Annotated in this window: 22 protein-coding genes; 8 read left to right on the top strand and 14 right to left on the bottom strand. The window is 64.3% G+C overall.

Annotated features, from left to right (window positions below; genetic code table 11):
- Positions 1-46 precede the first annotated feature (46 nt).
- Positions 47-784 (top strand): SDR family NAD(P)-dependent oxidoreductase, encoded by a 738-nt coding sequence (locus tag V1280_RS25380; RefSeq protein WP_334530427.1) that lies wholly within the window; start codon positions 47-49, stop codon positions 782-784.
- Between the two features lie 154 nt (positions 785-938).
- Positions 939-1,313 carry a CsbD family protein gene (locus V1280_RS25375; RefSeq protein ID WP_334530424.1) on the top strand — a complete coding sequence of 125 codons (375 nt, stop codon included), beginning with the start codon at positions 939-941 and terminating at the stop codon, positions 1,311-1,313.
- Between the two features lie 133 nt (positions 1,314-1,446).
- Here V1280_RS25375 and V1280_RS25370 read toward each other — a convergent pair whose 3' ends face one another.
- Both V1280_RS25370 and V1280_RS25365 read right to left on the bottom strand, forming a co-directional pair.
- A complete protein-coding gene (locus V1280_RS25370) occupies positions 1,447-3,150 on the bottom strand; it encodes an SGNH/GDSL hydrolase family protein (protein WP_334530421.1) in 1,704 nt (567 codons plus the stop codon).
- A 148-nt stretch (positions 3,151-3,298) separates the two neighbouring features.
- Positions 3,299-4,696: a lytic murein transglycosylase gene (locus tag V1280_RS25365; RefSeq protein ID WP_334538408.1), complete on the bottom strand. Its 1,398-nt coding sequence runs from the start codon at positions 4,694-4,696 to the stop codon at positions 3,299-3,301.
- A 204-nt stretch (positions 4,697-4,900) separates the two neighbouring features.
- Between V1280_RS25365 and V1280_RS25360 the strand changes: the two genes are divergently transcribed.
- The gene (locus V1280_RS25360) at positions 4,901-5,776 is read left to right on the top strand and encodes a UTP--glucose-1-phosphate uridylyltransferase (protein WP_334530419.1); all 876 of its coding nucleotides are present in this window, start codon (positions 4,901-4,903) and stop codon (positions 5,774-5,776) included.
- A gap of 213 nt (positions 5,777-5,989) precedes the next feature.
- Here the strand turns inward: V1280_RS25360 and V1280_RS25355 are convergent, their stop codons facing one another.
- Positions 5,990-7,486 (bottom strand): sensor domain-containing diguanylate cyclase, encoded by a 1,497-nt coding sequence (locus V1280_RS25355; protein ID WP_334530416.1) that lies wholly within the window; start codon positions 7,484-7,486, stop codon positions 5,990-5,992.
- A 146-nt stretch (positions 7,487-7,632) separates the two neighbouring features.
- Here V1280_RS25355 and V1280_RS25350 point away from each other — a divergent pair, with 146 nt between their 5' ends.
- The gene (locus V1280_RS25350) at positions 7,633-7,914 is read left to right on the top strand and encodes a DUF7662 domain-containing protein (protein WP_334530413.1); all 282 of its coding nucleotides are present in this window, start codon (positions 7,633-7,635) and stop codon (positions 7,912-7,914) included.
- Here the strand turns inward: V1280_RS25350 and V1280_RS25345 are convergent.
- Positions 7,911-10,787: an EAL domain-containing protein gene (locus V1280_RS25345; protein WP_334530410.1), complete on the bottom strand. Its 2,877-nt coding sequence runs from the start codon at positions 10,785-10,787 to the stop codon at positions 7,911-7,913. The genes V1280_RS25350 and V1280_RS25345 overlap by 4 nt on opposite strands.
- A 177-nt stretch (positions 10,788-10,964) precedes the next feature.
- Complete coding sequence (locus V1280_RS25340) at positions 10,965-11,963, bottom strand: NAD(P)H-quinone oxidoreductase (RefSeq protein ID WP_334530407.1); 999 nt, start codon at positions 11,961-11,963, stop codon at positions 10,965-10,967.
- Between the two features lie 111 nt (positions 11,964-12,074).
- On the opposite strand from V1280_RS25340, the gene V1280_RS25335 reads away from it, so the two are divergent.
- Both V1280_RS25335 and rcdA read left to right on the top strand, forming a co-directional pair.
- Positions 12,075-12,266, top strand: coding sequence for a DUF1192 domain-containing protein (locus V1280_RS25335; RefSeq protein ID WP_334530404.1), 192 nt, complete (start codon positions 12,075-12,077; stop codon positions 12,264-12,266).
- 491 nt (positions 12,267-12,757) lie between these two features.
- Entirely contained in the window at positions 12,758-13,267 is a 510-nt protein-coding gene (gene rcdA, locus V1280_RS25330) for a protease adaptor protein RcdA (RefSeq protein ID WP_148772113.1), read from the top strand.
- A 190-nt stretch (positions 13,268-13,457) separates the two neighbouring features.
- Here the strand turns inward: rcdA and rpmE are convergent, their stop codons facing one another.
- Positions 13,458-13,685, bottom strand: coding sequence for a 50S ribosomal protein L31 (gene rpmE, locus V1280_RS25325; protein ID WP_007599895.1), 228 nt, complete (start codon positions 13,683-13,685; stop codon positions 13,458-13,460).
- Positions 13,686-13,886: 201 nt separating this feature from the next.
- On the opposite strand from rpmE, the gene V1280_RS25320 reads away from it, so the two are divergent.
- A complete protein-coding gene (locus V1280_RS25320; RefSeq protein ID WP_334530398.1) occupies positions 13,887-15,713 on the top strand; it encodes an ABC transporter ATP-binding protein/permease in 1,827 nt (608 codons plus the stop codon).
- Positions 15,714-15,722: 9 nt separating this feature from the next.
- On the opposite strand, the gene V1280_RS25315 is transcribed toward V1280_RS25320, so the two are convergent.
- The 3 genes from V1280_RS25315 to V1280_RS25305 are packed head-to-tail and all read right to left on the bottom strand — an operon-like array spanning position 15,723 to position 18,358.
- Positions 15,723-16,928 (bottom strand): pyridoxal phosphate-dependent aminotransferase, encoded by a 1,206-nt coding sequence (locus tag V1280_RS25315; protein WP_334530395.1) that lies wholly within the window; start codon positions 16,926-16,928, stop codon positions 15,723-15,725.
- Entirely contained in the window at positions 16,925-17,668 is a 744-nt protein-coding gene (locus V1280_RS25310) for an HAD hydrolase-like protein (RefSeq protein WP_334530392.1), read from the bottom strand. The genes V1280_RS25315 and V1280_RS25310 overlap by 4 nt, the downstream gene beginning before the upstream one ends.
- Positions 17,669-18,358: a GntR family transcriptional regulator gene (locus tag V1280_RS25305; protein ID WP_334530389.1), complete on the bottom strand. Its 690-nt coding sequence runs from the start codon at positions 18,356-18,358 to the stop codon at positions 17,669-17,671. It lies immediately after the preceding gene.
- Positions 18,359-18,466: 108 nt separating this feature from the next.
- On the opposite strand from V1280_RS25305, the gene V1280_RS25300 reads away from it, so the two are divergent.
- Positions 18,467-19,792, top strand: coding sequence for an MFS transporter (locus V1280_RS25300; protein WP_334530386.1), 1,326 nt, complete (start codon positions 18,467-18,469; stop codon positions 19,790-19,792).
- An 83-nt stretch (positions 19,793-19,875) separates the two neighbouring features.
- Here V1280_RS25300 and V1280_RS25295 read toward each other — a convergent pair whose 3' ends face one another.
- From V1280_RS25295 to V1280_RS25275, 5 genes are all read right to left on the bottom strand, one after another.
- A complete protein-coding gene (locus V1280_RS25295) occupies positions 19,876-20,085 on the bottom strand; it encodes a hypothetical protein (protein ID WP_334530383.1) in 210 nt (69 codons plus the stop codon).
- Between the two features lie 68 nt (positions 20,086-20,153).
- Entirely contained in the window at positions 20,154-20,600 is a 447-nt protein-coding gene (locus tag V1280_RS25290; protein ID WP_334530380.1) for a GNAT family N-acetyltransferase, read from the bottom strand.
- Positions 20,600-21,628, bottom strand: a complete 1,029-nt coding sequence (locus V1280_RS25285) for a peptidoglycan -binding protein (RefSeq protein WP_334530377.1) — start codon at positions 21,626-21,628, stop codon at positions 20,600-20,602. The genes V1280_RS25290 and V1280_RS25285 overlap by 1 nt, the downstream gene beginning before the upstream one ends.
- A gap of 30 nt (positions 21,629-21,658) precedes the next feature.
- Positions 21,659-22,030, bottom strand: coding sequence for a VOC family protein (locus tag V1280_RS25280; RefSeq protein ID WP_334530374.1), 372 nt, complete (start codon positions 22,028-22,030; stop codon positions 21,659-21,661).
- A gap of 16 nt (positions 22,031-22,046) precedes the next feature.
- The gene (locus tag V1280_RS25275; protein WP_334530371.1) at positions 22,047-23,069 is read right to left on the bottom strand and encodes a flagellar motor protein MotA; all 1,023 of its coding nucleotides are present in this window, start codon (positions 23,067-23,069) and stop codon (positions 22,047-22,049) included.
- Positions 23,070-23,194: the final 125 nt, after the last annotated feature.

Genomic DNA, 23,194 nt, shown 5'->3' with positions numbered 1-23,194 from the left:
TCGATCCGCAGACAGGTCAAACAAGCAAAACAAGAGGGAGGCCGCGATGGCGAACGAGCTCGATTTCTCAGGCAAGCAGGTTCTTGTCGTCGGTGGTTCCAGCGGCATCGGCAACGGCATCGCGCAAGCTTTTCGCGCGAGGGGCGCAGCAGTTGCGGTGTGCGGCACGCGTGCTCGGCCTGCGGAATATTCTGCGGAGGAAGGCTCCGATCTCACTGGTCTTGCTTATGCGCAACTCGACGTCAGCAACCCCAGTGCGATCGAAGCGTTCAAGCCGTCCTTCGATAAGCTCGATATCCTGGTGCTCGCGCAAGGCGCGGTAATCTATCGCCGTGGAGAGTTCGAGATGGCGGGCTTCCGCAAGGTCGTCGAGGTCAATCTGATGAGCCTGATGGCGTGCGCGACGCGATTTCATTCCATGTTGCGGGATTCGAAGGGCGCGCTGATCATGGTGTCCTCGACCGCAGCCTATCATTCCACCATGGGCAATCCCGCCTACAACGCGTCGAAGACCGGCGCGGTCGGATTGACGCGGACGCTGGGCGAGGCCTGGGCGGAAGACAACATCCGCGTCAACGGCATCGCACCCGGTCTGGTCGACACCAAGATGACGAAAGTGACTACCGACAATCCCAAGCGGCTCGAAGGCGCGCTCGCGCGCATTCCGTTGCGGCGATTGGGTACGCCGGCCGACATGGCGGGCGCGGCGCTGTTCCTGGCCTCGCCGTTGTCGTCCTACATCATCGGCCAGACGCTGGTCGTTGACGGCGGCCTTATTCTGTAGCCCGGATGGAGCGAAGCGTAATCCGGGAATCTTCAATACGGTTGACGCTGTCCCGGATTGCGCTGCGCTCCATCCGGGCCACACACTTTCGTAGAGGCTTGGAACTGCGCTGCTCCTGATCGGTTACTCCGGCAGACCCCGGAGGAGGAGCATCATGGACAAGGACAGGATCGTCGGATCGGCCAAGGAATTCGCTGGACGCGCCGAAGGCGCCGTCGGCGATCTCGCAGGCGATGCGCAGACACAGGCGTCGGGCAAGGCGCGTGAAGCGGCCGGCACCGTGCAGAATCTCTACGGCCAGGCCAAGGACGCCGTGCGTGACGCCACGGACACCGCCGCGAGCTACGCCAAGGACGCCTACCAGAATCCCGGCGACACGCTTCGGGACGGCTCGCAGGCGATCTCGCAAAAGGTGCAGGACAATCCGCTTGGTGCGCTGCTTGTTGCCGGCGGCATCGGCTTCGCGCTCGCGCTTCTGATGTCCCGCCCCGCACGTCGCCCGCCGCCGCGCTGGCGCTATTACGGCTAATAGCCGCTCGTCATTCCGGGGCGCGCGAAGCGCGAACCCGGAATCCATCGAGCCACCGTCAATGTCGATGAATGGATTCCGGGCTCGCGCCAAGAGGCGCGCCCCGGAATGACAATTTAATTCAGCGCAACGCTTACCGAACTTCCGCCGAACGCCCGACATTGCCGGGCGGACGCGGAATCGCCGGGTTCAGATTCGGGTTGCGCGGCGAGGGCGCCAGTTGACGCGGCGCGGGCTGCGGCGCGCCGAAGCCGAAGAAATCGCGAATTGACGGCTGGGCCTGCGCCGGCTGCTGCGGCGGCGCTGCCGGCTTCTTCGGTGCGAGTTTTGGCGGCGCGATCGCGGCGGCAGCGCCCGGCGTGCCGGGAGCGGCAGTGCCACCGTCAGGTGTCGTCGCCGCCACCGGCGTATCACCCTTGGCCTGTTCGCGACCGACCTCGCGGCGCGGCCACGCATAATCGTCGGCTCGGCCTGCGGGCGCGGCGAGCGGCTCGCCCTTCACCAGCGTCTTTGCGGCCAGCGCATCGACGGATGCGGGACGCGTGCCTGGTCCACCCAGCAACTGATCGGTCGAGATCGAGGCCGCGACCAGCGGCACGATCGGGCCCGCGAGCGGCCGCGGCGCCGGCTTGCCTGGCTCGGCGCTGGTGTCGGGCGTCGCCGGCTCGCTCGGCAGTGCGATCGGGCCTGAGCGTCCCGCCAGCAGGCGCGTGATCTCGCGCTCGACATAATGGGCAAGCTTGCGCGCGCCCGGCTTGGTGAAGTAGACGCCGTCGCCACTGCGCAGCTGGCGGATCTGGCCTTCGAAATCCGGACCCTTCTGCAGGAAGCGGCCTGCCTCGTCGACAAAGCCGTCCCAGACGTCGACATAGGTGATGCCGGCCTTGGCCGCGCCCTCGCGATAGAGCGAATCCAGGAACAGCATGTCCGCGGTGCCCTTCGGCCCGCGGATCGCGGGCAGGCCGACCCAGAGCACCGGCACGCCCTTGGCCTTGAGGACGTTGGCGAGCTCTTCGATCTTCTTGCTGTAGAGCTCGACCCAGCGGTCGTCGCGGAATTCGTAGAGGCCGTTCGGATTGCGCGCGGTCTTTTCCGGCGCGGCGGCCGGCGTATCGGCGTTGTCGGCATCGTCCTGCGGCAGGTCGGTGTCGACCGGCTTGTCGTCGGGCTTGGCAGCGGTGTCAGGCTTGGCGTCGCCCGGCTTGGCGTCACCCGGCTTTCCCGTCGGCTTGGCGCGCGCGCCCTTGTCGTTCTTCTTGTCTTTGTCCGCCGGCTTGTCTGTTTTGTCCGGCGCAGGCTCGCGGATCGAGATGCGGTCGTTGAGGCCGAGCATGACGACGATGACGTCGGGCTTCTCGGTCTCCAATATGCCCTTCGCGGCCGCCGCCCAGTCCGAGGGCTCACCCTTAGGCTGGTATTTGATCAGGCCGGACGTGGTCTTGTGCTTGCGGATCACGCCCATGTCGGGCTGCTCGGTGTAGGCGTCTTCCAGGCCGTAGGCGAGCCAGTCGGCCATGGCGTCGCCGATCACCAGCACGTTCTTGTCGGGCGTCGTGTCGCGCTTGCCCGGCGAAGGCGCGCGCGAAAAATCCTGTCGCGGAGCCTGCTGCTGTTGCTGCTGGAATGGCGCAAAGAAATCGCCGCCGAACCAACCGCCGCCTCCACCGTTTCGCGGCGGCGGGGTCTGGCGCTGCGGCGGGCCGCCGAAGCCGGGGAAGTTGAAGAACTGCGCCGAAGCCGGTCCTGCGATCGAGACCATGATCGCAAGCGCCGTCCCCAGCGCGATCAGCGGGCCGGTTTCGGTCAGCACCTTGAAAAAGGATTTTGGCTTCGACATGCGATCTCGGGCGCGCGCAACGGGTCTGGGACAAGCTCAATATTATAACGGAATCGGGCGCCAAACGGGCAAATTCTCTCGCAAAATCTTGGGGCAAACCACCGCCGATCGGCCAAAATCCCCACTCAGGGTTACTTTCGGCGCGTTTTTACCGGCCGCGCAGCCGGTCCAGCGCGTCGGAGGATGCGAATCCGTCCGCGGGCACCCCGATCGAGGCCTGGAAGTTGCGCAGCGCGTCCCGGGTCTGGCCGCCGAACTGGCCGTCTGGGGTGCCCTTGTAGAAGCCGCGTTGGGCCAGCAGTTGCTGGAGTTCCAGCCGCTCGGTTCGGGACAATTCCCGCTCCTGCCGCGGCCAGGGCTGCACGAAGGGCTGGCCTCCGCGCAGGCGGTCGGCGAAATGGCCGATCGCCATCGCATAGGCCTCGGCCGGGTTGTATTTCATGATGACCCGGAAATTCTGCAGCATCAGGAAGCCGGGCCCCTGCGCGCCGGCGGGCGCCAGCAGATAGGCCTTTTCCGCCGGCTGCGGGAAGGGCTGGTTGGTTGCCCGCTTGAGCCCGAGTTTTTCCCATTGCGCGATCGTCATCGCCTTGGCGCGGTCGGCCAGCATGTAGTTGAAGCCCTGCGGCACCACGACCTCGAAACCCCAGGTCTGGCCGCTCTGCCAGCCGTCCTTCTTCAGATTGTTGGCGGTGGAGGCGATCAGGTCGCTGGCGTTGTCGACGACGTCGCGCCGTCCGTCGCCGTCTCCGTCCACGGCGAAGCGCTTGAACGCGGTCGGCATGAACTGGGTCGGGCCGAACGCGCCGGCCCAGGAGCCGCGCATCTGCTCAGGGCGCAAATCGCCGCGGTTGAGGATCTCCAGCGCCGAGAGGAACTCGTCCTTGAAATAGGCCTGGCGGCGGCCGACGCAGGCAAGCGTCGCGGTCGATTGCAGCACGCTGCGGTCGCCCATCTGCGTCGAATAATTGGACTCGATGCCCCAGATCGCGGCGATGATGAAGCGGTCTACGCCAGTGGCCTTCTCGGTCGCGGCGAACTGCGCCTTGTACTTGGCGAGAACTTCCTTGCCCTTGGCGAGGCGGTTGTCGTTCACGAGGATGTCGAGATAGTCCCAGATCGACTTGGTGAACTCGGGCTGCGAATCCATCAGGTCCATGATGCGCAGATCGGGCGAAAGGCCAGCGGTGAAGCGCTGGAAATTTTCCTGCGTGATGTTGCGCCGTGCGGCATCAGGCCACATCCCGGCAACGCAATTGTCAAAATTGCCGGCCGCCTCGCGGATCGCGGCCGCCGTCATCAGCGGATGGCCGGAGGCGCCGTCCTCGCCGCTCCAAGGTTGAGCTCCCGTCTGAGCACCGCCCGGTCCGGGCGGGGCTTGCGAGGGCGCTGGGTTCGAGCCGGAGAAAATGCCGCCGAACAGGTTCGACAGGCCGTTTTGCCCTTGTTGTCCTTGGGCCTGCGCGGACACGGGGAACAGGAGCGCGGCCGCGAGCATTGTTGCGCCGGTCAAAGATAGAGCTACCGCTGTCACCAATTGCCTCATGTCCCATCCGTCCGGCCAAAAATCAGCCATCAGGAGGCCTCGTTACGGTTGCCAATATCTTAACAAAGGTGAAATTTTGGTGGTCACCTTTTTCTCGAATTCCAGGAGACCGAGCCCTACATCCGCCTTTGTTACCGGCTGCAAAACGGCTAGCAAGATGCCATTGCTCCTTTCACGTGCGCCCCAAGGTATTCGATCAATCACATGAAAATCCGCAAAGCTGTATTCCCCGTCGCCGGCCTCGGCACCCGCGTCTTGCCCGCCACCAAGGCGATGCCGAAGGAAATGCTCACCATCGTCGACAAGCCGCTGATCCAGTACGTCTATGACGAGGCGAGGGAAGCCGGCATCGAGCACTTCATCTTCGTCACCGGCCGCAACAAAAATGTCATCGAAGATCATTTCGACAAGATGTTCGAGCTAGACAGCACCTTGGCTGCACGCGGCAAGAAGGCCGAGCAGGAGATTTTGGCGCAGAACCAGCCGGAAGCCGGCGCTGTCAGCTTCACCCGCCAGCAGGCGCCGCTCGGCCTCGGCCACGCGGTCTGGTGCGCGCGCGACATCGTTGGCAACGAGCCGTTCGCGGTGGTGCTGCCCGACGAGCTGGTGCTCAACACGCCCGGCTGCCTGAAGCAGATGATCGAGACCGCGGGCAAACTCGGCGGAAAATCCAACGTCATCGCGGTCGAGGCGGTGCCCGATCATCTGACACATCAATACGGCATCTGCGGCGTCGGAAAGCGCACCGGCAAGATGTTCGAGGTCGACGGCATGGTCGAGAAGCCGGCCAAGGGCACCGCGCCCTCCAACCTCTCGATCACCGGCCGCTACATTCTCCAGCCAGAGATCTTCAAGATCCTGGAGACCCAGGAGCGCGGCGCCGGCGGCGAGATCCAGCTCACCGACGCCATGATCGGCCTCGCCAAATCGCAAAAATTCTATGGCGTCGAGTTCGAGGGCGAGCGCCACGATTGCGGCTCCAAGCCCGGCTTCCTCCGCGCCAACATCGCCTACGGCCTCAAGCGGCCGGAATTGCGTGATGGCCTGATCGCGGAGATGAAGAAGTATCTGGGGCAGTAGGCGCCGCACATTCCGCTGTCGTCCCTGCGAACGCAGGGACCCATACCGCGGAATCTATCGATCGCGTTCGGAAGAAATACTGAACGACAAGCCTTCGCCAAACCACTCCCTGTGGTTATGGATCCCGGATCGGCGCTCCGCTTCGCTGCGCTTGTCCGGGACGACACCTGTTGTGTTGTGTAGTGCGTCACGCGCTAACGGCAAGAGAGTACCTCACGCCACCAGCGACAACTTCGGCAAACTCGCCACCACCGACTGATTGCGGCCGCCGGCTTTGGCCGCATAGAGCGCCTTGTCGGCGGCGGCGACCAGGATGGCCCAGTCCATGCCGCTGGTCGGCGCGAGGCTGGCGATGCCGCAGGAGACGGTCGATCCCGCGCCGCCGTCGGACCAGCCCAGCACCTTGGCCCGGATGGTCTCGGCGATCTTGAAGGCGTCGGTGGCCGACGTGTTCGGCAGCAGCACGGCGAACTCCTCGCCGCCATAGCGCGCGGCGCAGTCGCCGGCGCGGTGCACCGAATCGGAGATGCAGATGGCGATGCCGACCAGCAACTGGTCGCCAGCCTGGTGACCAAACGTGTCGTTGTAGGCCTTGAAGTGATCGGCATCGATCATCAGCAGCGCGACCTGCGTCTTCTGGCGCATGGCGCGTCGCCATTCGATGTCGATGACATGGTCGAACTTGCGGCGGTTGCGCAGGCCCGTGAGCGCGTCCGTCGTCGCCATCTCCTCGAGCTTGCTTTCTGCATCCGCACGCCGGCCGATCTCGCGGGCGAGCACGATGGCCGAGCCCAGCACGAACAGTGCGAGCACCAGAACCACGGCGCCGATGCGGACAGCTTCCTTCTGCCACAGCGCGAACACCGTGCTCAGCGGCTTGCCCGCCACCACGAACAGCGGGCCGGTTTCGCCGCTGCGCACATAGAGCCGCGCGGTCGGATCGACCGGTCCCTGTCCCGTAAACGAGCCGCCGGCGCGGAGATTGTCGGCCTTCCAGGCCTGGCGGTCATTCAAATTCTTGCCGATGATGTCGAGATCGAACGGCCGCCGCATCATGATGGTGCGGTCGCGCTTGAGCACGGTGATGGTGTCCTCGGGGTCGAGGCTCAGCCGCTCGAACAGTTCGTGGAAATAGGTGAAGCGGATCGAGCCGGCGACGACCCCCATGAAGCCGCCGTCGGTATCGCTGAGACGCCGGCTCAGCACAATGGAGTAGGCGCCCCGAAACAGCATCGGGCGGCTGATGAAGAGGCCGGCATTGGGGTTGTCGCGGTGGACCGTGAAGTACTCCTCACTGCCGCGATTATCCGGAACCGGATCGAGCGTGGAAGCATCGATGGCCAGATTGCCGTCCGCATCGAACACCTGGATGGCGCCGAAATGCTTTGCGGTCGTGGAGTGGTCGAACAGGATGAGCTGGCGAATCGGCTTGGACACCGCGTTGATCTCGGGCAGCAGCATGTTGCTGGCAACCGCCTTCAGGGACAGGTCGTAGATATCGATGTTGCGGCTGATGTCGGCGTCGATCGACGTGGCCAGGTTTTCCAGCGTCTGGCGGGCGAGCGCCTCCTCGCCGCGGCGCATGTCCAGCATGACGTTGACGCAAATGGCGGAAAAGCCGATCACCGTCACGACGGACGAGATGATCAGCAGCTTCGCCGAAATACGCCAGGGCCGGCGGGCCGTGGCTTCGCGCCATCCAGACAGCATCCTTTGCTCCCGACCCTAGTGGATGCGCCTGAAATCTTGCGTAGTGTTTAAGCCGCGACGACGCTGCTGCAATCAGTTAAGGATTGGTTTCCGCAGGCCTCGCTTTTCGGCAAATCGGGCTGCGGTCAAAGGGATAGAGAACGGCGGTGAACGACTACGACGCGCTACGCGATTACCTGATGCGGCAGAAGCAGACGGAGTTCATGCTGAGCTTCGAGCAGATCGAGGAGATCATCGGCGCGGCCCTGCCGCGGGCGGCCAACCGTGCCTCATGGTGGGACACCTCGCGCAGCCCGGATATCCAGATGCCGCAGCGCGAAGCCTGCCTCGCCGCGGGCTTCAAGGCCACGCGGATGCCGGATGGCCAGACGGTGCGGTTCACGAAGCAGAAGAAGGACGGCCGGCGCCCAACGGCAAACAGCGACTAGCTCGCCGCTTCCAGCCGCACTTCCGTTAGCAGCCGCATCGCGGCATCCGCGTCCATCGGCTCGCCGAAGGCAAAGCCCTGCGCGTATTCGCAGCCGAGCTGATACAACTCGACCGCGTCGGAATCAGTCTCGGCGCCTTCCGCCACCACGTCCATGCCGAGATCGTGCGCGAGCGCGATGATCGACTTCAGGATCACCGGTCGCGTGCCGCGGTTGGTGGTGCGGACGAAGGACTGGTCGATCTTGATGGTGTCGAACGGGAAACGCTGGAGATAGGCCAGCGACGAATGGCCGGTGCCGAAATCGTCGAGCGATAGTCCAGTGCCGAGCTCGCGGATCCGCGTCAGCATCTGTGCCGCGTGCTCGGGATTCTCCATCACCAGCGATTCCGTCAATTCCAGCTTCAGCGTGCCGCGCGCCACCGAGGAGCGCGACAGCACGGTGCGGATGTCGTGGATCAGGTCATGGCGCAGCAACTGCCGCGAGGAGACGTTGACCGATGCGAAGATCGGCTCGCGCGAGCGCATCGCGCGCTGCCAGATCGAGAGCTGCTTTGCGGTCTGGTCGAGCACGAACATGCCGAGATCGACGATCAGGCCGGTCTCTTCTGCGATGGTGATGAATTCCGACGGCGCCATGCGGCCGAGTTTCGGATGGTCCCAGCGCACCAGCGCCTCGAAGCCCGCGACCGAGCGATCCTCCAGCCGCACGATCGGCTGATAGAGGATCGTGAGCTCCTGGCGCTCGATGGCGCGGCGCAGCTCGCTCTCCAGCGTCAGGCGATCGGTCTTCCGCGCACGCATCGCCGGCTTGTAGACGTCGATGCGGTCGCCGCCGATGCGCTTGGAATGATACATCGCAAGCTCGGCGTCCTTGATGATCTCGTCCGTCAGTTGAACTTGCGGATCAGAAAGGGCGAGCCCGATCGAGGCGGTCAGGAAGATTTCGCGGTCGTTGAAGGCGATCGGCGCGCGGATGGTCTTGCGGATGGTTTCGGCAAAGGCGGTGATGCGGGCCGGGTCCTGCTCCGACAGCAGGATCAGGCCGAACTGGTCGCCGGCGAGCCGCGCCAGCGTGTCCTGCGGCTTCAGGATGCGGGTGAGGCGGCGGGCCAGCGTCAGAAGGATGGAATCGCCGACCGCGATGCCGACGGAATCGTTGACCTGCTTGAAGCGGTCGAGGTCGATCACCATCAGCGTCGGCCGCAGCGTCGGCATGGTCTTGGCGAAATGCGCGACCGCGCCTAACCGGTCCATGAACAGCTTGCGGTTGGGCAGGCCGGTGAGGTTGTCGTGCACGGAATCGTGCAGCAGGCGCTCCTCGGCGTTGCGGAGCTCAGTGACGTCGGTGAGCGTGCCGACCACGCGCGAGACTTCGCCGTCGGAGCCGACCACCGGGCGCGCCTTCAGCGCGAACCACATGAAGTGGCCGTCAGGCGTGCGCAGGCGGAAATCCTGCACCAGCCGGCCGCGGCGCTGGTCGAGCACGCTGTCGAGCGCGGCACGGAAACGGTCCTGGTCGAGCGGATGCAGCACCTCCAGCCACGAGGCGGCCGGGCCCTCCAGCGTGCCGCGCTTGAGGCCGAGAAGGGCTTCGGTCTCCGGGCTGGTGAACACCTTGTCGGCGGACACGTCCCAGTCCCAGATCAGGTCGCCGGAACCGGCCAGCGCCAGCGCGCGCCGCTCGATATCGGAGACGACGCCGGTGGTGGCGCCGCCGCCGGCAAACGCATGCTGCATGACGGTGAAGCCGATCAGCATCACGATCAGCACGAGGCCGCCGAGCAGCGCCGGGCCGACGATGTCGTTGGTGACGGAACCGGCGACCGTCATGCCGGCCGCGACCACCCAGACCACCAGGAGGAACCAGGTCGGAATCAGCAGCACCGCGCGGTCGAAGCCGTGGGTCGAGAGATAAACGATCAGCGCGAAGCCGGCGAAGGCGATCAGCACCAGCGAGATGCGCGCGATGCCGGAGGCGACGGCCGGGTCGAACAGAGCGAGCGCGACCAGCGAGCCGAGGAAGGCGAGCCAGCCCACCGTGATATGGGAGTAGCGCACGTGCCATCGACTGAGGTTGAGATAGGCAAACAAAAATACCAGCAGCGTCGCCGCCAATATCGCTTCACCCGCCGCGCGCCAGATGCGCTCGGCGTTGTTCGACATGTCGAGCACCTTGCCCCAGAAGCCGAAATCGACGCCGATATAAACGAGCACCGCCCAGGCCAGCGCCGCGGCGGCCGGGAACATGATGCTGCCCTTCACCACGAACAGAATGGTCAGCACCAGCGCAAGCAGGCCGGAGATGCCGATCACGATGCCCTGGTACAGCGTGAACGAGTTGACCTTGTCCTTGTAGGCTTCCGGCTCCCACAGATAGAGCTGCGGCAGCTTGTCGGTGCGCAGTTCCGCGACGAAGGTGACGACGGCGCCGGGGTCGAGCGTGATGCGGAACACGTCGGCGGTCGGGCTTTCCTGCCGCTCCGGCCGGTCGCCGGTCGAGGGCGTGATGGTCGCGATGCGCGACAGCCCGAGGTCGGGCCACAACAGGCCTGAGGACACGATACGGTAATGCGGCGCGACGATGAGGCGATCGAGCTGGTCGTCGGTGTTGTTGGCGAGCGCGAACACCACCCAGTTCTGGCCGCCCTCGCGGGCGCGCACCTCGATGCGGCGGACGATGCCGTCGGTGCCGGGTGCGGTCGAGACCTGGATGCGGTCGGCGTCGCTGCGCTGATGCTCGAGCACGCCGGTGAGGTCGATGGCGGGCGCGTCACCGCGGACGCTGACAGCGTCAAGCGCGCGTGCAGGCGACGCGGCGACAAGAATCATGAGGCCCAGCGCGATGGGCGCGAGGCACCTGATCAGACGCAAGGTCAGTTCTCCGCGTTCGACGCAAACTCTGAGTGCGAGGCTAAGTGCAAGGCTAGGTGCAAGGCTGGCACGTAAAGACGATTTCAGACCGGACGGAATTGGTTCGGCATTTCGCGATAGATGGCACGAAAGCGAGGAAAATCAAAGGGTTTCCGGCGGGTCCGGTGGGCCAGCGGCCTAGACCTCCAACACAATTTTGCCAATATGTGCCGAGGTCTCCATGCGCCGGTGCGCGTCGGATGCCTTTTCCAGCGGGAAAGAGCTGTCCATCAGCGGTTTGACGCGGCCTTCGCGCAAAAGCGGCATCACTTTCGCTTCAATCGCAGCCACCATGGCCGCCTTGTCCGCATTACTACGGGGGCGCAAGGTCGAGCCGGTATGGGTCAACCGTTTCACCATCACCTTGGCGATGTTGACGCTGATCTTGGGGCCGTTGAGGGTCGCGATCTGCACGATGCGGCCGTCGACGGCGGCGGCGTCATAGTTGCGGTCGACATAGTCGCCGGCGACCATGTCGAGGATCAGGTTGACGCCGGCCTTGTCGGTCTCTTCCTTGACCACGGCGACGAAGTCTTCGGTCTTGTAATTGATGGCGCGGTCGGCGCCGAGCTTGAGGCAGGCATCGATCTTGTCCTGCGAGCCGACGGTGACGAACACCTTTGCACCGAACGCTTTCGCAAGCTGGATCGCCATGGTGCCGATGCCGGAGGAGCCGCCATGGATCAGCAGCGTCTCGCCGGCCTTCAACCCGCCGCGCTCGAACACGTTGTGCCAGACCGTCATCAAAGTTTCCGGCAGCGCGCCGGCTTCCGTGATCGACAGCGCCGGGGGCACGCTCATCGCCTGGGCGTCCTGCGCGATGCAGTATTGCGCATAGCCGCCGCCGGCGACGAGCGACATCACCTGGTCGCCGATCTTGTGCCGCTTGGCGTTGCTGCCGACGGCGACCACTTCGCCGGCGATCTCCAGTCCCGGCAGGTCGCTGGCGCCGGGCGGCGGCGGATAGGCGCCGGAGCGCTGCGCCACGTCGGGCCGGTTGACGCCGGCGGCCTGCACCTTGACCAGGATCTCGTCCGGACCGGGCTGCGGCAGGGCCCGCTGTTCCGCCAACAGCACCTCCGGTCCGCCGGGCTTGGAGATGGCGACCACGGTCATTTGCGCGGGCAGCTTGTCCATGATGTGTCCTTGAGCAAAGGTGCGAGGGGGAACGAGGCCTTTGATTAGCCAGCGCGGTCCGGGCTGGCAACCGCCTCAGCCGTGTGATCCGCGAACGCAGGAGGAACCACGATGCCGACTGAAGACGACGACCGCCCGCGCAAGAAGGTCACCCACGAGATCGGACAGGATCTCTCACTGTTGTCGGTCGAGGAACTGACCGAGCGCGTCGCCCTGCTCAAGACCGAGATCGCAAGACTGGAAGAAGCCGCCACCAAGAAGCGCGCCTCGCGCGATGCGGCGAACAGCGTCTTCAAGTCGTAGGGGTTGTCGTCCCGGCGAAGGCCGGGACCCATACCGCGTGATCTGTCTATGGGCTTGGACAGCAATACCGAACGACGAGTCTTCGCCAAACTCCTCCCTGTGGTTATGGGCCCCGGCCTTCGCCGGGGCGACGGTGAGAGATCGGTCCTCATCCCCACTCGGCCAGTGACCGACATGGCTAACGAACCCTCAAAAAAATCGTTCGTTTACTCCTGATTAAGCTTTCGAGTTTATGACTGGAACTGTCCTCGTTTGGACACCGAGTGGCTCCTGTCCACTCTGTTTGACGCCTCCCTGTTATCAACTTTCAAAGCCGCCGGTTTTCCGGCGGCTCTTTTTTCGTCTCGTCCCGGTTGAATTCCGAGGAATGAGCCGCGGAAACCATATCCGCGCTTGCCGCTGGACTCCGCGGTTCGCTCGCGCAATGATTTGTTCATCATAAGCCGGCGCCAAAGCCGGACGGGTAAACAGTTGCGTAAGGGGCGTTAACCATGGAACGTTTGCAAGCCGACGGCGCTCTCGTTCAACTCAGCGAGCGGTTCACCAATTCTGCGGCGTTCGGCGCCCTGTTCCGCGAAGGCATGGATCTGGTCGAAGAGACCGCCGCCTATCTCGACGGCGCCGGCCGCAACGAGGCCAAGGCGCTCGATCGCGCCGTCAGCCTCACCTATGCGACCGAGAGCATGCGCCTCACCACGCGCCTGATGCAGCTCGCCTCGTGGCTGCTGCTGCACCGTGCGGTGAAGGAAGGCGAGATGACGCTGGTCCAGGCCAATCGCGAGAAGACCAAGGTCAAGCTCAGCGCAGCCGATCCCGGCCCCGCCGACACCATCGAGAAGCTGCCGTCGATGCTCCAGGAGCTGATCCATCGCTCGATGAGCCTGCAGACCCGCGTCCGCCGCCTCGACACCACAATTCACAACCCGCCGGTCGATCACCCCTCGATCGGCAATCCGCTGGTGCCGCACCTCAACGCGCTGAAGGCCGCGTTCGAGCGGTAGGGTACAGGTGCCGTAGGGTGGGCAAAGGCGCGCAGCGCCGTGCCCACCATCTCTCTCAATCGCGGAAAATGCGTGGGCACGCTTCGCTTTGCCCACCCTACGGCTCCTCGGTCCTGGTCGAGATCCCCCAAAACAAAAAACGCCCCCGGTCTCCCGGGGGCGTTTTTCGTCCAAAACCTTGCGGCCTGGATCAATCCTTTTTGAGGAAGCCCGAAAACTTCTTCTGGAAGCGCGAGACGCGGCCGCCGCGATCCATCAGCTGGGCGTTGCCGCCGGTCCAGGCCGGGTGCGACTTCGGGTCGATGTCGAGGTTCAGCGTGTCGCCTTCCTTGCCCCAGGTGGAGCGGGTCAGGTACTCGGTTCCGTCGGTCATCACGACCTTAATCGTATGATAATTCGGGTGAATCTCGGCTTTCATGGCAATTCCTAGGGCGACCGGCGCCGCGCGCTTGAGTGATGTCGATGACGGATTTGGCGGCTCTATACCCCACGGAGCCCCCTAAAACAAGTCATTGTGGGACAAGGAGAACCGGGCACCGCCTTAAGGGACATCCCGGATTTGCCACGACCGGTCCCCCGGCCTATCTGGAGCAGACTTATCTCTTTTGGTCGGATTCCAATGAGCGCAGTAGAACGGCTTGAAACCGGGCCCGCAGAAGCCCCGTCGATCGAAGCCGAGCTGATCGAGCAGCCTGAAAAGGGCCGCGCCAGGCTGCGGCCGCTGATGGCGCTTGCGCCTTACGTGGCCCGCTATCGCGGCCGGGCGGCGCTTGCCTTCGTCTCGCTGACGGTCGCGGCGCTGACCACGCTGCTGGTGCCGGTCGCGGTGCGCCGGATGATCGATTTCGGCCTGACGCCGGAAGGCATCGCGATGATCAACAGCTACTTCTCGGTGATGATCGCGGTGGTCGCCGTGCTCGCACTGGCAAGCGCGTCGCGTTACTACCTCGTGATGACGATCGGCGAGCGCATCGTTGCCGATCTCAGGCGCGACGTGTTTGCGCATCTGCTGTCGCTATCGCCGGCCTTCTTCGATTCCGCGCGCAGCGGCGAACTGGTGTCACGGCTCACCGCCGACACGACGCAAATCAAATCCGCGGTCGGCGCCTCCGTCTCGATCGCGCTGCGCAATCTGATGATGTTCTTCGGCGCGGCGACGATGATGGTGATCACCAGCCCGCGTCTGTCCGGCTTCGTGCTGCTTGCGATCCCCTTGATCGTGCTGCCCCTGGTCGCCTTCGGGCGCTGGGTGCGGCGGCTGTCGCGCAATGCGCAGGACACGCTGGCCGACGCGTCCGCCTATGCCGGCGAGCTGATTGGCGCGATCCGCACCGTGCAGGCCTATACCAGCGAAGGGCTGGCCGCGAAGCGTTTCGGCGGCGAGGTCGAGCAGGCCTATGAGGCGGCGCGCACGTCCACGCAAGCTCGCGCGGTTCTCACCGCCATCGTCATCTTCATCGTGTTCGCAAGCGTGGTCGGGATCCTCTGGATCGGCTCGCATGACGTGCTGACCGGCGCGATCACGCCGGGCCGGCTCGGCCAGTTCGTGCTCTATGCGGCCTTCGCGGCCGCGGGTCTCGGCCAGCTCAGCGAGGTCTGGGGCGAGGTTTCGGCTGCCTCAGGCGCTGCCGAACGCCTGTTCGAGATCCTGCACGTGCAGCCCGACGTCAGGGCGCCCGCGTCGCCGCGCGCGCTGCCGGTGCCCGGGCGTGGGGAAGTCGGCTTCGACCACGTCAGCTTCTCTTATCCGGCGCGGCCCGATGTCAACGTGCTCGACGCCGTGTCGTTCACGGTGCGGCCCGGCGAGAAGGTTGCGATCGTCGGCCCGTCCGGCGCCGGCAAGAGCACGATCTTTCATCTGCTGCTGCGCTTCTACGATCCACGTAACGGCGCGATCTCGCTCGACGGCGTGCCGGTGAAGTCTTCCGACCCGCGCGATTTCCGGTCCCGCATTGCGCTGGTGCCGCAGGAATCGAACGTGTTCGCGGCGAGCGCGCGCGAAAACATCCGCTTCGGCCGGCCCGATGCGACCGATGCCGAGGTCGAGCGCGCCGCCGAGCTCGCGCATGCCACCGAGTTCATCCGCCGTCTGCCCGAAGGTTTCGAGACCCCGCTCGGCGAGCGCGGCGTGACGCTCTCCGGCGGCCAGCGCCAGCGCATCGCGATCGCGCGCGCCATCCTGCGCGACGCACCGCTGCTGTTGCTCGATGAAGCGACCTCCGCGCTCGACGCCGAAAGCGAGACGCTGGTGCAGACCGCTCTCGAAGAGCTGATGAGCCACCGCACCACGCTGGTGATCGCGCATCGTCTCGCCACCGTGCTCTCCTGCGACCGCATCCTGGTGATGGACCAGGGCAAGATCGTCGAGCAGGGCACGCATGCCGAGCTCGTTGCGGTGAACGGGCTCTATGCGCGGCTCGCGAGGTTGCAGTTCGAGGGGGCGTGAGGCGGGGCCTCACCTCCGATACCGACGCGCCATCTCGACGATACGCTGTCCCGCCGCCACCGCCTCGGTGTGATCTTGAGAAAAATTCAGCCGGATACTGTTCGGGTAGGGACCGAACTCAGTACCGGGCGTCACGGTGACGCCGGCCTGATGGCGCAGCAACCGTACGAAATCCGCTAGCTCGACCGCGAGCGGTAGCAGCGTCGGGAACAGATAACTCCCGGCCTGCGGCTCGCGGGTAGCCAGTCCTCCGTCGCGAAGAACACCAAGAAGATCGTTGCGGATCGCTTGATGTTTCAAGATCCGCTCTTCCAGCCAGCCCGCCGGCTCTCGAAACCATGTGCGAAGAACCGCCTGATTGTAGCCTGCGGCGCGCAGCGAGACGATGGCCTGCAGCTTCTCCATCCGCTCGATGACCGCCGGCGCACCGAATGCGATACCCAGCCTGTAGCCGCTCAGCGACTCCGTCTTCGATGGGCCCATAATGGTGATGATGCGCTCCGCCGGCAGTCCGGCGGCGCGGATATGCGCATAAGCCTCGTTCGGATAAAGAAGTCGGGCGTAGAGTTGATCGGCGATGATTGTCACGTCAAACGCGGCGGCGAGCCGGGCGATCTCCACGATTTCTCGCTCGGAATAGACAGCGCCGGTCGGATTGTTCGGATTCGAGAACAGAAATACGCGCGCGCCAGCTTCGAACGCGGCCTGAAGCTGTGCGAGGTTGAGACCGGCTTCGTCGGAGCCGCAGAGATAATCCATCGTCACCGGTACCGGACGCCCGCCGAAGAATTCGACGAGCTTTCGGTTGGCGAAATAGTCCGGCTGGACAATCGCCACTTGATCGCCGGGGCTGACCAGCGACGCGACCGCCAGGAACAGGGCGCCTTGCGTGCCCGGCGTGACGATCGTGCCGTCGTCGGCGGAGACGGGCGCGCCTGTGAACGTGGCGAGTGCTTCGGACAGCCCGGCGCGGATGTCGGCCGTTCCGCGGTACTCTGTGTAGGCCTGCCGTCCTCCGGCCGCGAGCGCCTCCAAAAAATGATCGGAAGCACCGGGCGTCGGCAGGAAGGCATCGACGTCACCGTGCGAGAAATCGACCGGGCGTCCGGACAATTTCCCGCCACGCATCAGGTTGCCGACATCTCCCGCGGCCTGACGTACTTCCTGGCCCGGCGCGTGAGCGGTGGCCAGCGCGACGAATCTGTCGATGATCATTGCGGCAATGAGACCGGTCGCGACGCGACTTGCGCCGATTTGTGCAAATCGACCAGCTCGGCAAGCGAGTTGACGGTCAACGACGGATCGGCAGTGGCCGCCAGGGTCGCTCCGGTGCCTTTCTTTCCATGGCGGCGGTTCACCCAGACGGTCGTCAGGCCAAGCCGGTTGCCGGGTGTGATATCGTGGTGCTTGCTTTGGGCGACGTGGAGTATCTCTTTCTTTTCGATCCGGTGCCGCGCAGCTTGTTCGAATGCCGCATCGAAATGCGGTTGGCCGGGCTTGTAAGAGCTCACGTCTTCCGCCGTGACCGTGAACAGGAATGGCACTTCCAGCATCCTGAGCGTGCCTGCGAGCGAAGAATTGTCGACATTCGAGAGGATGCCGAGCGCGAAGTACTGGCTGAGATATCGCAGGCTCTCGACAGTGTCCGCGAATGGACGCCAGAACGGCGCGGATCGCGCGAACTCGCCCGCGCGGGCAGGGTTTTCATCCCAGCCAAACTGCTCTTCGATGTCCCGCCACGAGCGTCGGAGCACTTCAGGGTAAAGCAGGGTTGGACGCGTCTGCTGATGCTTGGCCTGCATGAGAGCAAACGTGCTGACGACGAGTTCCGGAGGGACCTGAGAATTCATCTCCAGGAGCCATGGCTGCACCAGCTTCGATATGGAGGTGTCCCAGTCGATCAGCGTGCCGTAGCAATCGAACGTCAGCAGTTTGAATTTTGAGAATTCGAGCATTTACTTCTCTTCCTTGGAAAGTTCTTCCCGATGCAGGTGCGCCTGCACGCGCTTGGTCGACGCGTCTGTCTGATCGACAATCAAGCGGCAGGCGTCTTCGATGTCGCCATCACGAATCTTCGAGACGATGAGGAGATGGCTGTCGACCCAACCGGAGCTGAGGCCGGAATTGGCCCACTCCGGAAGCAGGTAACGGTTGATCCCCTGGTACAGGCCGCCAATTTGCGCGAGCAGACGCGGCCGCTCGGCACGCTTGTACAGGCTGCGATGAAACTCCCAGTGCAGGTTGGCGCGATCGAGCGAATCCGACGCCTGGGCAGCCCTGGCCAGAACGGCCTCGGAATATTGCAGGTCGGCCGTGGTGAGACGTGGGGCCGAGTGACGCAGCGCATGCGGTTCGAGCAGACTGCGCAACTCGGCGATCTCAAGAAAGTCTTGCTCCGAGATCTGAGAGACGGTCACACCGCGGTTGGGATGCAGCACCGCCAGTCCGTCGGCGATCAGCCGCTGAAGCGCTTCGCGCACGGGCGCAACGCTGACGCCAAAGCGCGCCGCGACATCATTTTGCTTGAGCTGCGCACCTCCTGAGATCGTTCCCAGGAGAATCGCGCGACGCAACTGCTCGGCGATGGCGTCCGCGGTGGACAGCTTGACCGCCGAGAGGCCTGCAAGGGCGTCGGATAGCGTCATTGTTGACATTCCTGTCTTATCGCGTGATCTTAGATTATCGATAATCGAAGATCGATATAAAATCAAGAGGCCGTTATTGGCGCGGCCAATCGCGTAAGGAGTTGAAACATGGCGGAAATTTCGGAGACGACGATAATTGCGACGGGCGCGCAAGCGGGCTCACTCTCCCGGACAGCGTTGGCAGCCACCGTCGGCACGACGATCGAATGGTACGATTTTCAGGTCTACGGCCTGGCCGCGGCACTGGTCTTCAATTCGCAGTTTTTCCCGAACTTCGACCCACTGGCCGGCACGCTGCTGTCGTTCGCGACCTTCGCAGTGGGGTTTCTCGCGCGTCCGATCGGCGCCGTCATCTTCGGGCATATGGGCGATCGCATCGGTCGCAAGTCGACGCTCATCGCGACGTTCCTGCTGACGGGGGTCGCGACCCTCCTTGTCGGATGCCTTCCGAACTACAACGCGATTGGCATATTCGCGCCGATCCTCCTTGTGCTCCTCCGCCTCGTGCAGGGCATTGGCCTCGGCGGCGAATGGGGCGGCGCTGTGCTGGTCATGACCGAAAGCGAGGCGCAGACGCGGCGCGGGCTCCTCGGCAGCCTCCCGCAATTGGGCTCTCCCGCGGGATTGGTGATCGCGACGTTGGTCTTTGCCGCGACCACGGCAATCATGGGCACCGATCAATTTGCCTCGTGGGGCTGGCGATTGCCCTTCCTTCTGAGTGTTGTGCTGGTGGTGGTCGGCGCGCTCGCCAGATTTTCGATGCCCGAAAGCCGGGCCTTTTCGAAGGCCAAGCGTACCAACGCAATTGCTGCATTTCCGCTTTTGGAAACGTTGCGGACGCAGTGGCGCGAGGTGCTGCTCGCGGGCGGGCTGTTCCTTGTGACTAGCGGCGGCTTCTACGTCTATGTGACATTCATGGTCGCCTACGGCTCGACCAATCTCGGCCTGCCCAGGGGGGTGATGCTCAACGGTGTGCTGACATTCGCAATCGCCGAACTGCTGGTCATTGTCCCGGTGTGCGCGTTTTCCGATCGGATCGGGCGCCGGCCCGTCTTCATGGCGGCTGCGATCTTCACGATGCTGTTCGCATTTCCCTTGTTTTGGCTGGTGAACACGAAGGTCACCTCTTTGATCTTCCTCGGCATGGCGATCGGCGGAATATTTAACGGTGTCCTGTTCGGAATCATGGGATCGTTCGGCCCCGAACTCTTCAAGACCAGCGTCCGCTACACCGGAGCTTCCCTCGGCTATCAATTGTCAGCCGCACTCGGCGGCGGATTGACCCCTCTGATCGCGACGGCGTTGGTCAAATGGGCAGATGGAAACTATTGGCCGGCTCCTGCCTGGCTCGCAGGCCTCGCATTGGTGAGCCTTATCGCGGCGATTGCCGCACCCGAAACGCGGTCTCGCTCAATGTCCGACGAGGTCGGTTGAATATCGAAGAGAAAGAGAGTGCGCCCGGGCGCACTCTCAACTTGCGTGTCTTTCAGTGCCGGTCGTGACCGCGCCAGCCGATATCAGTCGCACTTCGGCGAGAGCGCCGGCACGTTCGGCCACGGCCAGTTCTTCCAGCTCCCAGCCGCATCGACGCAAGCGGACGTTGATGCCGGCGCTGCCAATTTGGGCGGCGGCGCGAGGCGCTGGTCGACATAGATCGTCGACACATAGCCGGCGACGATGACGCCCAGAAAAACCGAAGACCCCTTGGCCAGATCGCTCAGCCGCATCGATCCTCTCCATTTGCCCTGCCGGTTGCGACACTAGCAAACCACGCCGGGCTTCTCCGTGACCGAAGTCACGGCCGCCACGCCATCTTCAGCACCGGCCGTCCCGAGGTCGGGTTCACGTCCTCGCCGGCATGGGCAAAACCATTGTGCTCGTAGAAGCGGATGGCGCGGCTGTTGTCCTTGTTGACGAGCAACGTGACGCCCGATGGCGACAGGCGCTTGGCTTCATCGACCAGCAGCCTTGCCGCGTCCGAGCCCCAATGCTCGGGATCGACCACGAGCTGGTCGAGATAGCCGTCGCCGTCGATGGTGACGAATCCGGTCAGCGCGCCGTCCTGTTCGGCAACCACGATCGCAGCCTTCGGTACCAGCTTGGTGCGCCAGCGCTCGCGCCACCAGTCCACCCGCGCGGCAAAATCGATCTGCGGATAGGCCTGCTGCCAGGTCCGATGCCAGAGGTCGATCGTCGCCGCTTCGTCAGCGTCCACGTAGGGGCGGAGGTGAAGCGCGCTCACTACCGCTCCGTCAGCTTCAGCTCGATGCGGCGGTTGCGCTTGTAGGCGTCTTCGGTGTTGGCGGTGTCGAGCGGCTGGAATTCGCCGAAGCCGGCGGCAACCAGGCGCTGGGCCGGCACGCCGAGCGAGATCAGATATTGCACGACCGAGATCGAACGGGCGGCCGACAGGTCCCAGTTGGATTTGAAGTTCGGACCGTTGACCGGCCGCACGTCAGTGTGGCCATCGACGCGCAGCACCCAGGGGATCTCGTTCGGGATCTTCTTGTCGAGCTCGATCAGCGCTGTTGCCAACGTATCGAGCTCGGCGCGGCCTTCCGGCAGTAACGTCGCCTGGCCGGTGTCGAAGAACACTTCGGACTGGAACACGAAGCGATCGCCGACGATTCGGATGTCCGGCCGGTTGCCGAGAATGGTGCGGAGGCGGCCGAAGAATTCGGAGCGGTAGCGCGACAATTCCTGCACACGCTGCGCCAAGGCAACATTCAGACGAGAACCCAGATCGGCAATACGATTTTGCGATTCCTTGTCGCGCTTCTCGCTGGCGTCGAGCGCCTCTTCGAGGGCCGCCAATTGCCGGCGCAGCGCGCTGATCTGCTGGTTTAGCACCTCGATCTGCGCCAACGCCCGCGCCGAGACCGCCTTCTCGGAGTCGAGCGCCTTGCCGAGCTCGGACGTCTTGCCTTGCGCGTCGTTGCCGGCGGCGGCGAGCCCGTCATAGAGGCCCTTGATGCGGTCGCGTTCGCTTTCGGCGGACGCGAGGCCAGCCTTCAATTGCGAGACCTGGTCGTCGAGCGTCAGCTTGCCGAGCTTCTCCAGCGAGAGCAGTTCGTTGAGCTGCGCGATCTTGGCGTTGAGCTGTTCCAGCGCCTTGTCCTTGCCGGTCACCTCCTGCGACAGGAAGAACTGCACGACCAGGAACACCGACAGCAGGAACACGATCGACAGCACCAGCGTCGACAGCGCGTCGACGAATCCGGGCCAGTAGTTGAAGCCGGTTTCGCTGCGGCGGGTACGGGCAAGAGCCATTCAGGTGCCTTTGCGTTGTCGTTGTCTGCCCTAGTCCTGCGGGAGGTGGCAGACTGCTTCAATGTTGTGGCCGTCCGGATCGAGCACGAATGCTCCGTAGTAGTTTGCATGGTAATGCGGACGCAATCCGGGCGGTCCGTTGTCCTTGCCGCCTGCGGCGATCGCTTCATCATAGAAGCGCTGCACGGTTGCCCGATCGGACGCCGCAAAGGCGATGTGTGCGCCGGTCTGGGTCGGCTCACGCAAGCCGATCCAGAAGAAGGCCTTCGGACGGATGCCATAGCCGGCGAAGCGCTCGCCTTCGGCGTACAGACGCGCGATCCCCAGGGGCCGCAAGGCCTGATCGTAGAATGCCTTCGATCTCTCGATATCGGTGATGCCGATGGTGACGTGGTCCAGCATGGCCGCTCTCGATCAGCTAACTCTTTTCCGGCTGGCGCGCGATGCGCTCCAGCAGGCGGCGGATCTCGCGGTTCTGCTCGCCCTGGCCGTCGGCCCATTCGCGGATCATCTGCTGCTCGGTCCGCATATGCGAGACCAGCGCCTGGATCGCTTCGGCAAGGCTCGCCATCGCCGCGGTGGTGCCGCGGCTGGCGCTGCCTTCCTCGAGCACCGAGCGCAAGCGCTCGACGGCAGCCTGAAGCTCGCCGCTGGCAACCCCGCCGTCAGCGGGGGCGGCAACAGTGACGTCGCCGCTGCCGTATTCGCGCACAGTGGTGGCGAGCCAGTCCTCGAGGTCGGTGTAGAAACGGTTTTGGGCCTGGCTCGATTGCAGGTCGAGGAAGCCGAGGATCAGCGAGCCGGCGAGGCCGAACAGGGAGCTCGAGAACGAGATGCCCATGCCGCCGAGCGGGGCGGCGAGGCCCTCCTTCAGCGTGTCGAACAGCGCGCCGGAATCACCGCCGACCTTGAGCCCGTCGATCACCTTGCCGACCGAGCCGACCGTCTCGATCAGGCCCCAGAAGGTGCCGAGCAGGCCGAGGAAGACCAGCAGCCCGGTCATGTAACGCGAGATGTCGCGGGCTTCGTCGAGGCGGGTCGCGATCGAATCGAGCAGATGCCGCATCGTGGTCTGCGTGATCGACATCCGCCCGCTGCGCTCGCCGCCCAGGATCATCGCCATCGGTGCCAGCAGTTTTGGGTGTCGGGCCGGCGCCAGGCCGGGATCGGCGATGCGGAAATTGTTGACCCAGGAGACCTCGGGATAGAGCCGGATCACCTGGCGGAAGGCCAGGATGATGCCGATGAACATCACGCCGCCGATCAGGGCATTGAGGCCGGGATTGGCGAAGAAGGCCTGGATGATCTGCTTGTAGAGCACCACGCCCACCAGTGTGCACAGCACCAGGAAAACCAGCATCCGCACCAGGAAGACGCTGGGGGAGGATAGTTTTGTGTATTCGATGTCGAGGGAGGAGCGGGGCGAGGCGCCTGACGGCATGGCCGGTATCATCCGTTACGAAGCTTGCTTGCATCTGCACTATGGCACAGCGCCAGTCCAAAAAAAGCGCCGGTTGTGCCGATTTCGGGGCCGGTTCGGGAACCCAAAGCTGAAACCGCGCTTTG

Origin of the sequence: Bradyrhizobium sp. AZCC 2230 (assembly GCF_036924495.1) — a bacterium.
GTDB lineage: Bacteria > Pseudomonadota > Alphaproteobacteria > Rhizobiales > Xanthobacteraceae > Bradyrhizobium > Bradyrhizobium rifense.
The sequence above is the reverse complement of the archived record's forward strand: the minus strand, read 5'-3'. Positions and strand labels throughout refer to the sequence as shown.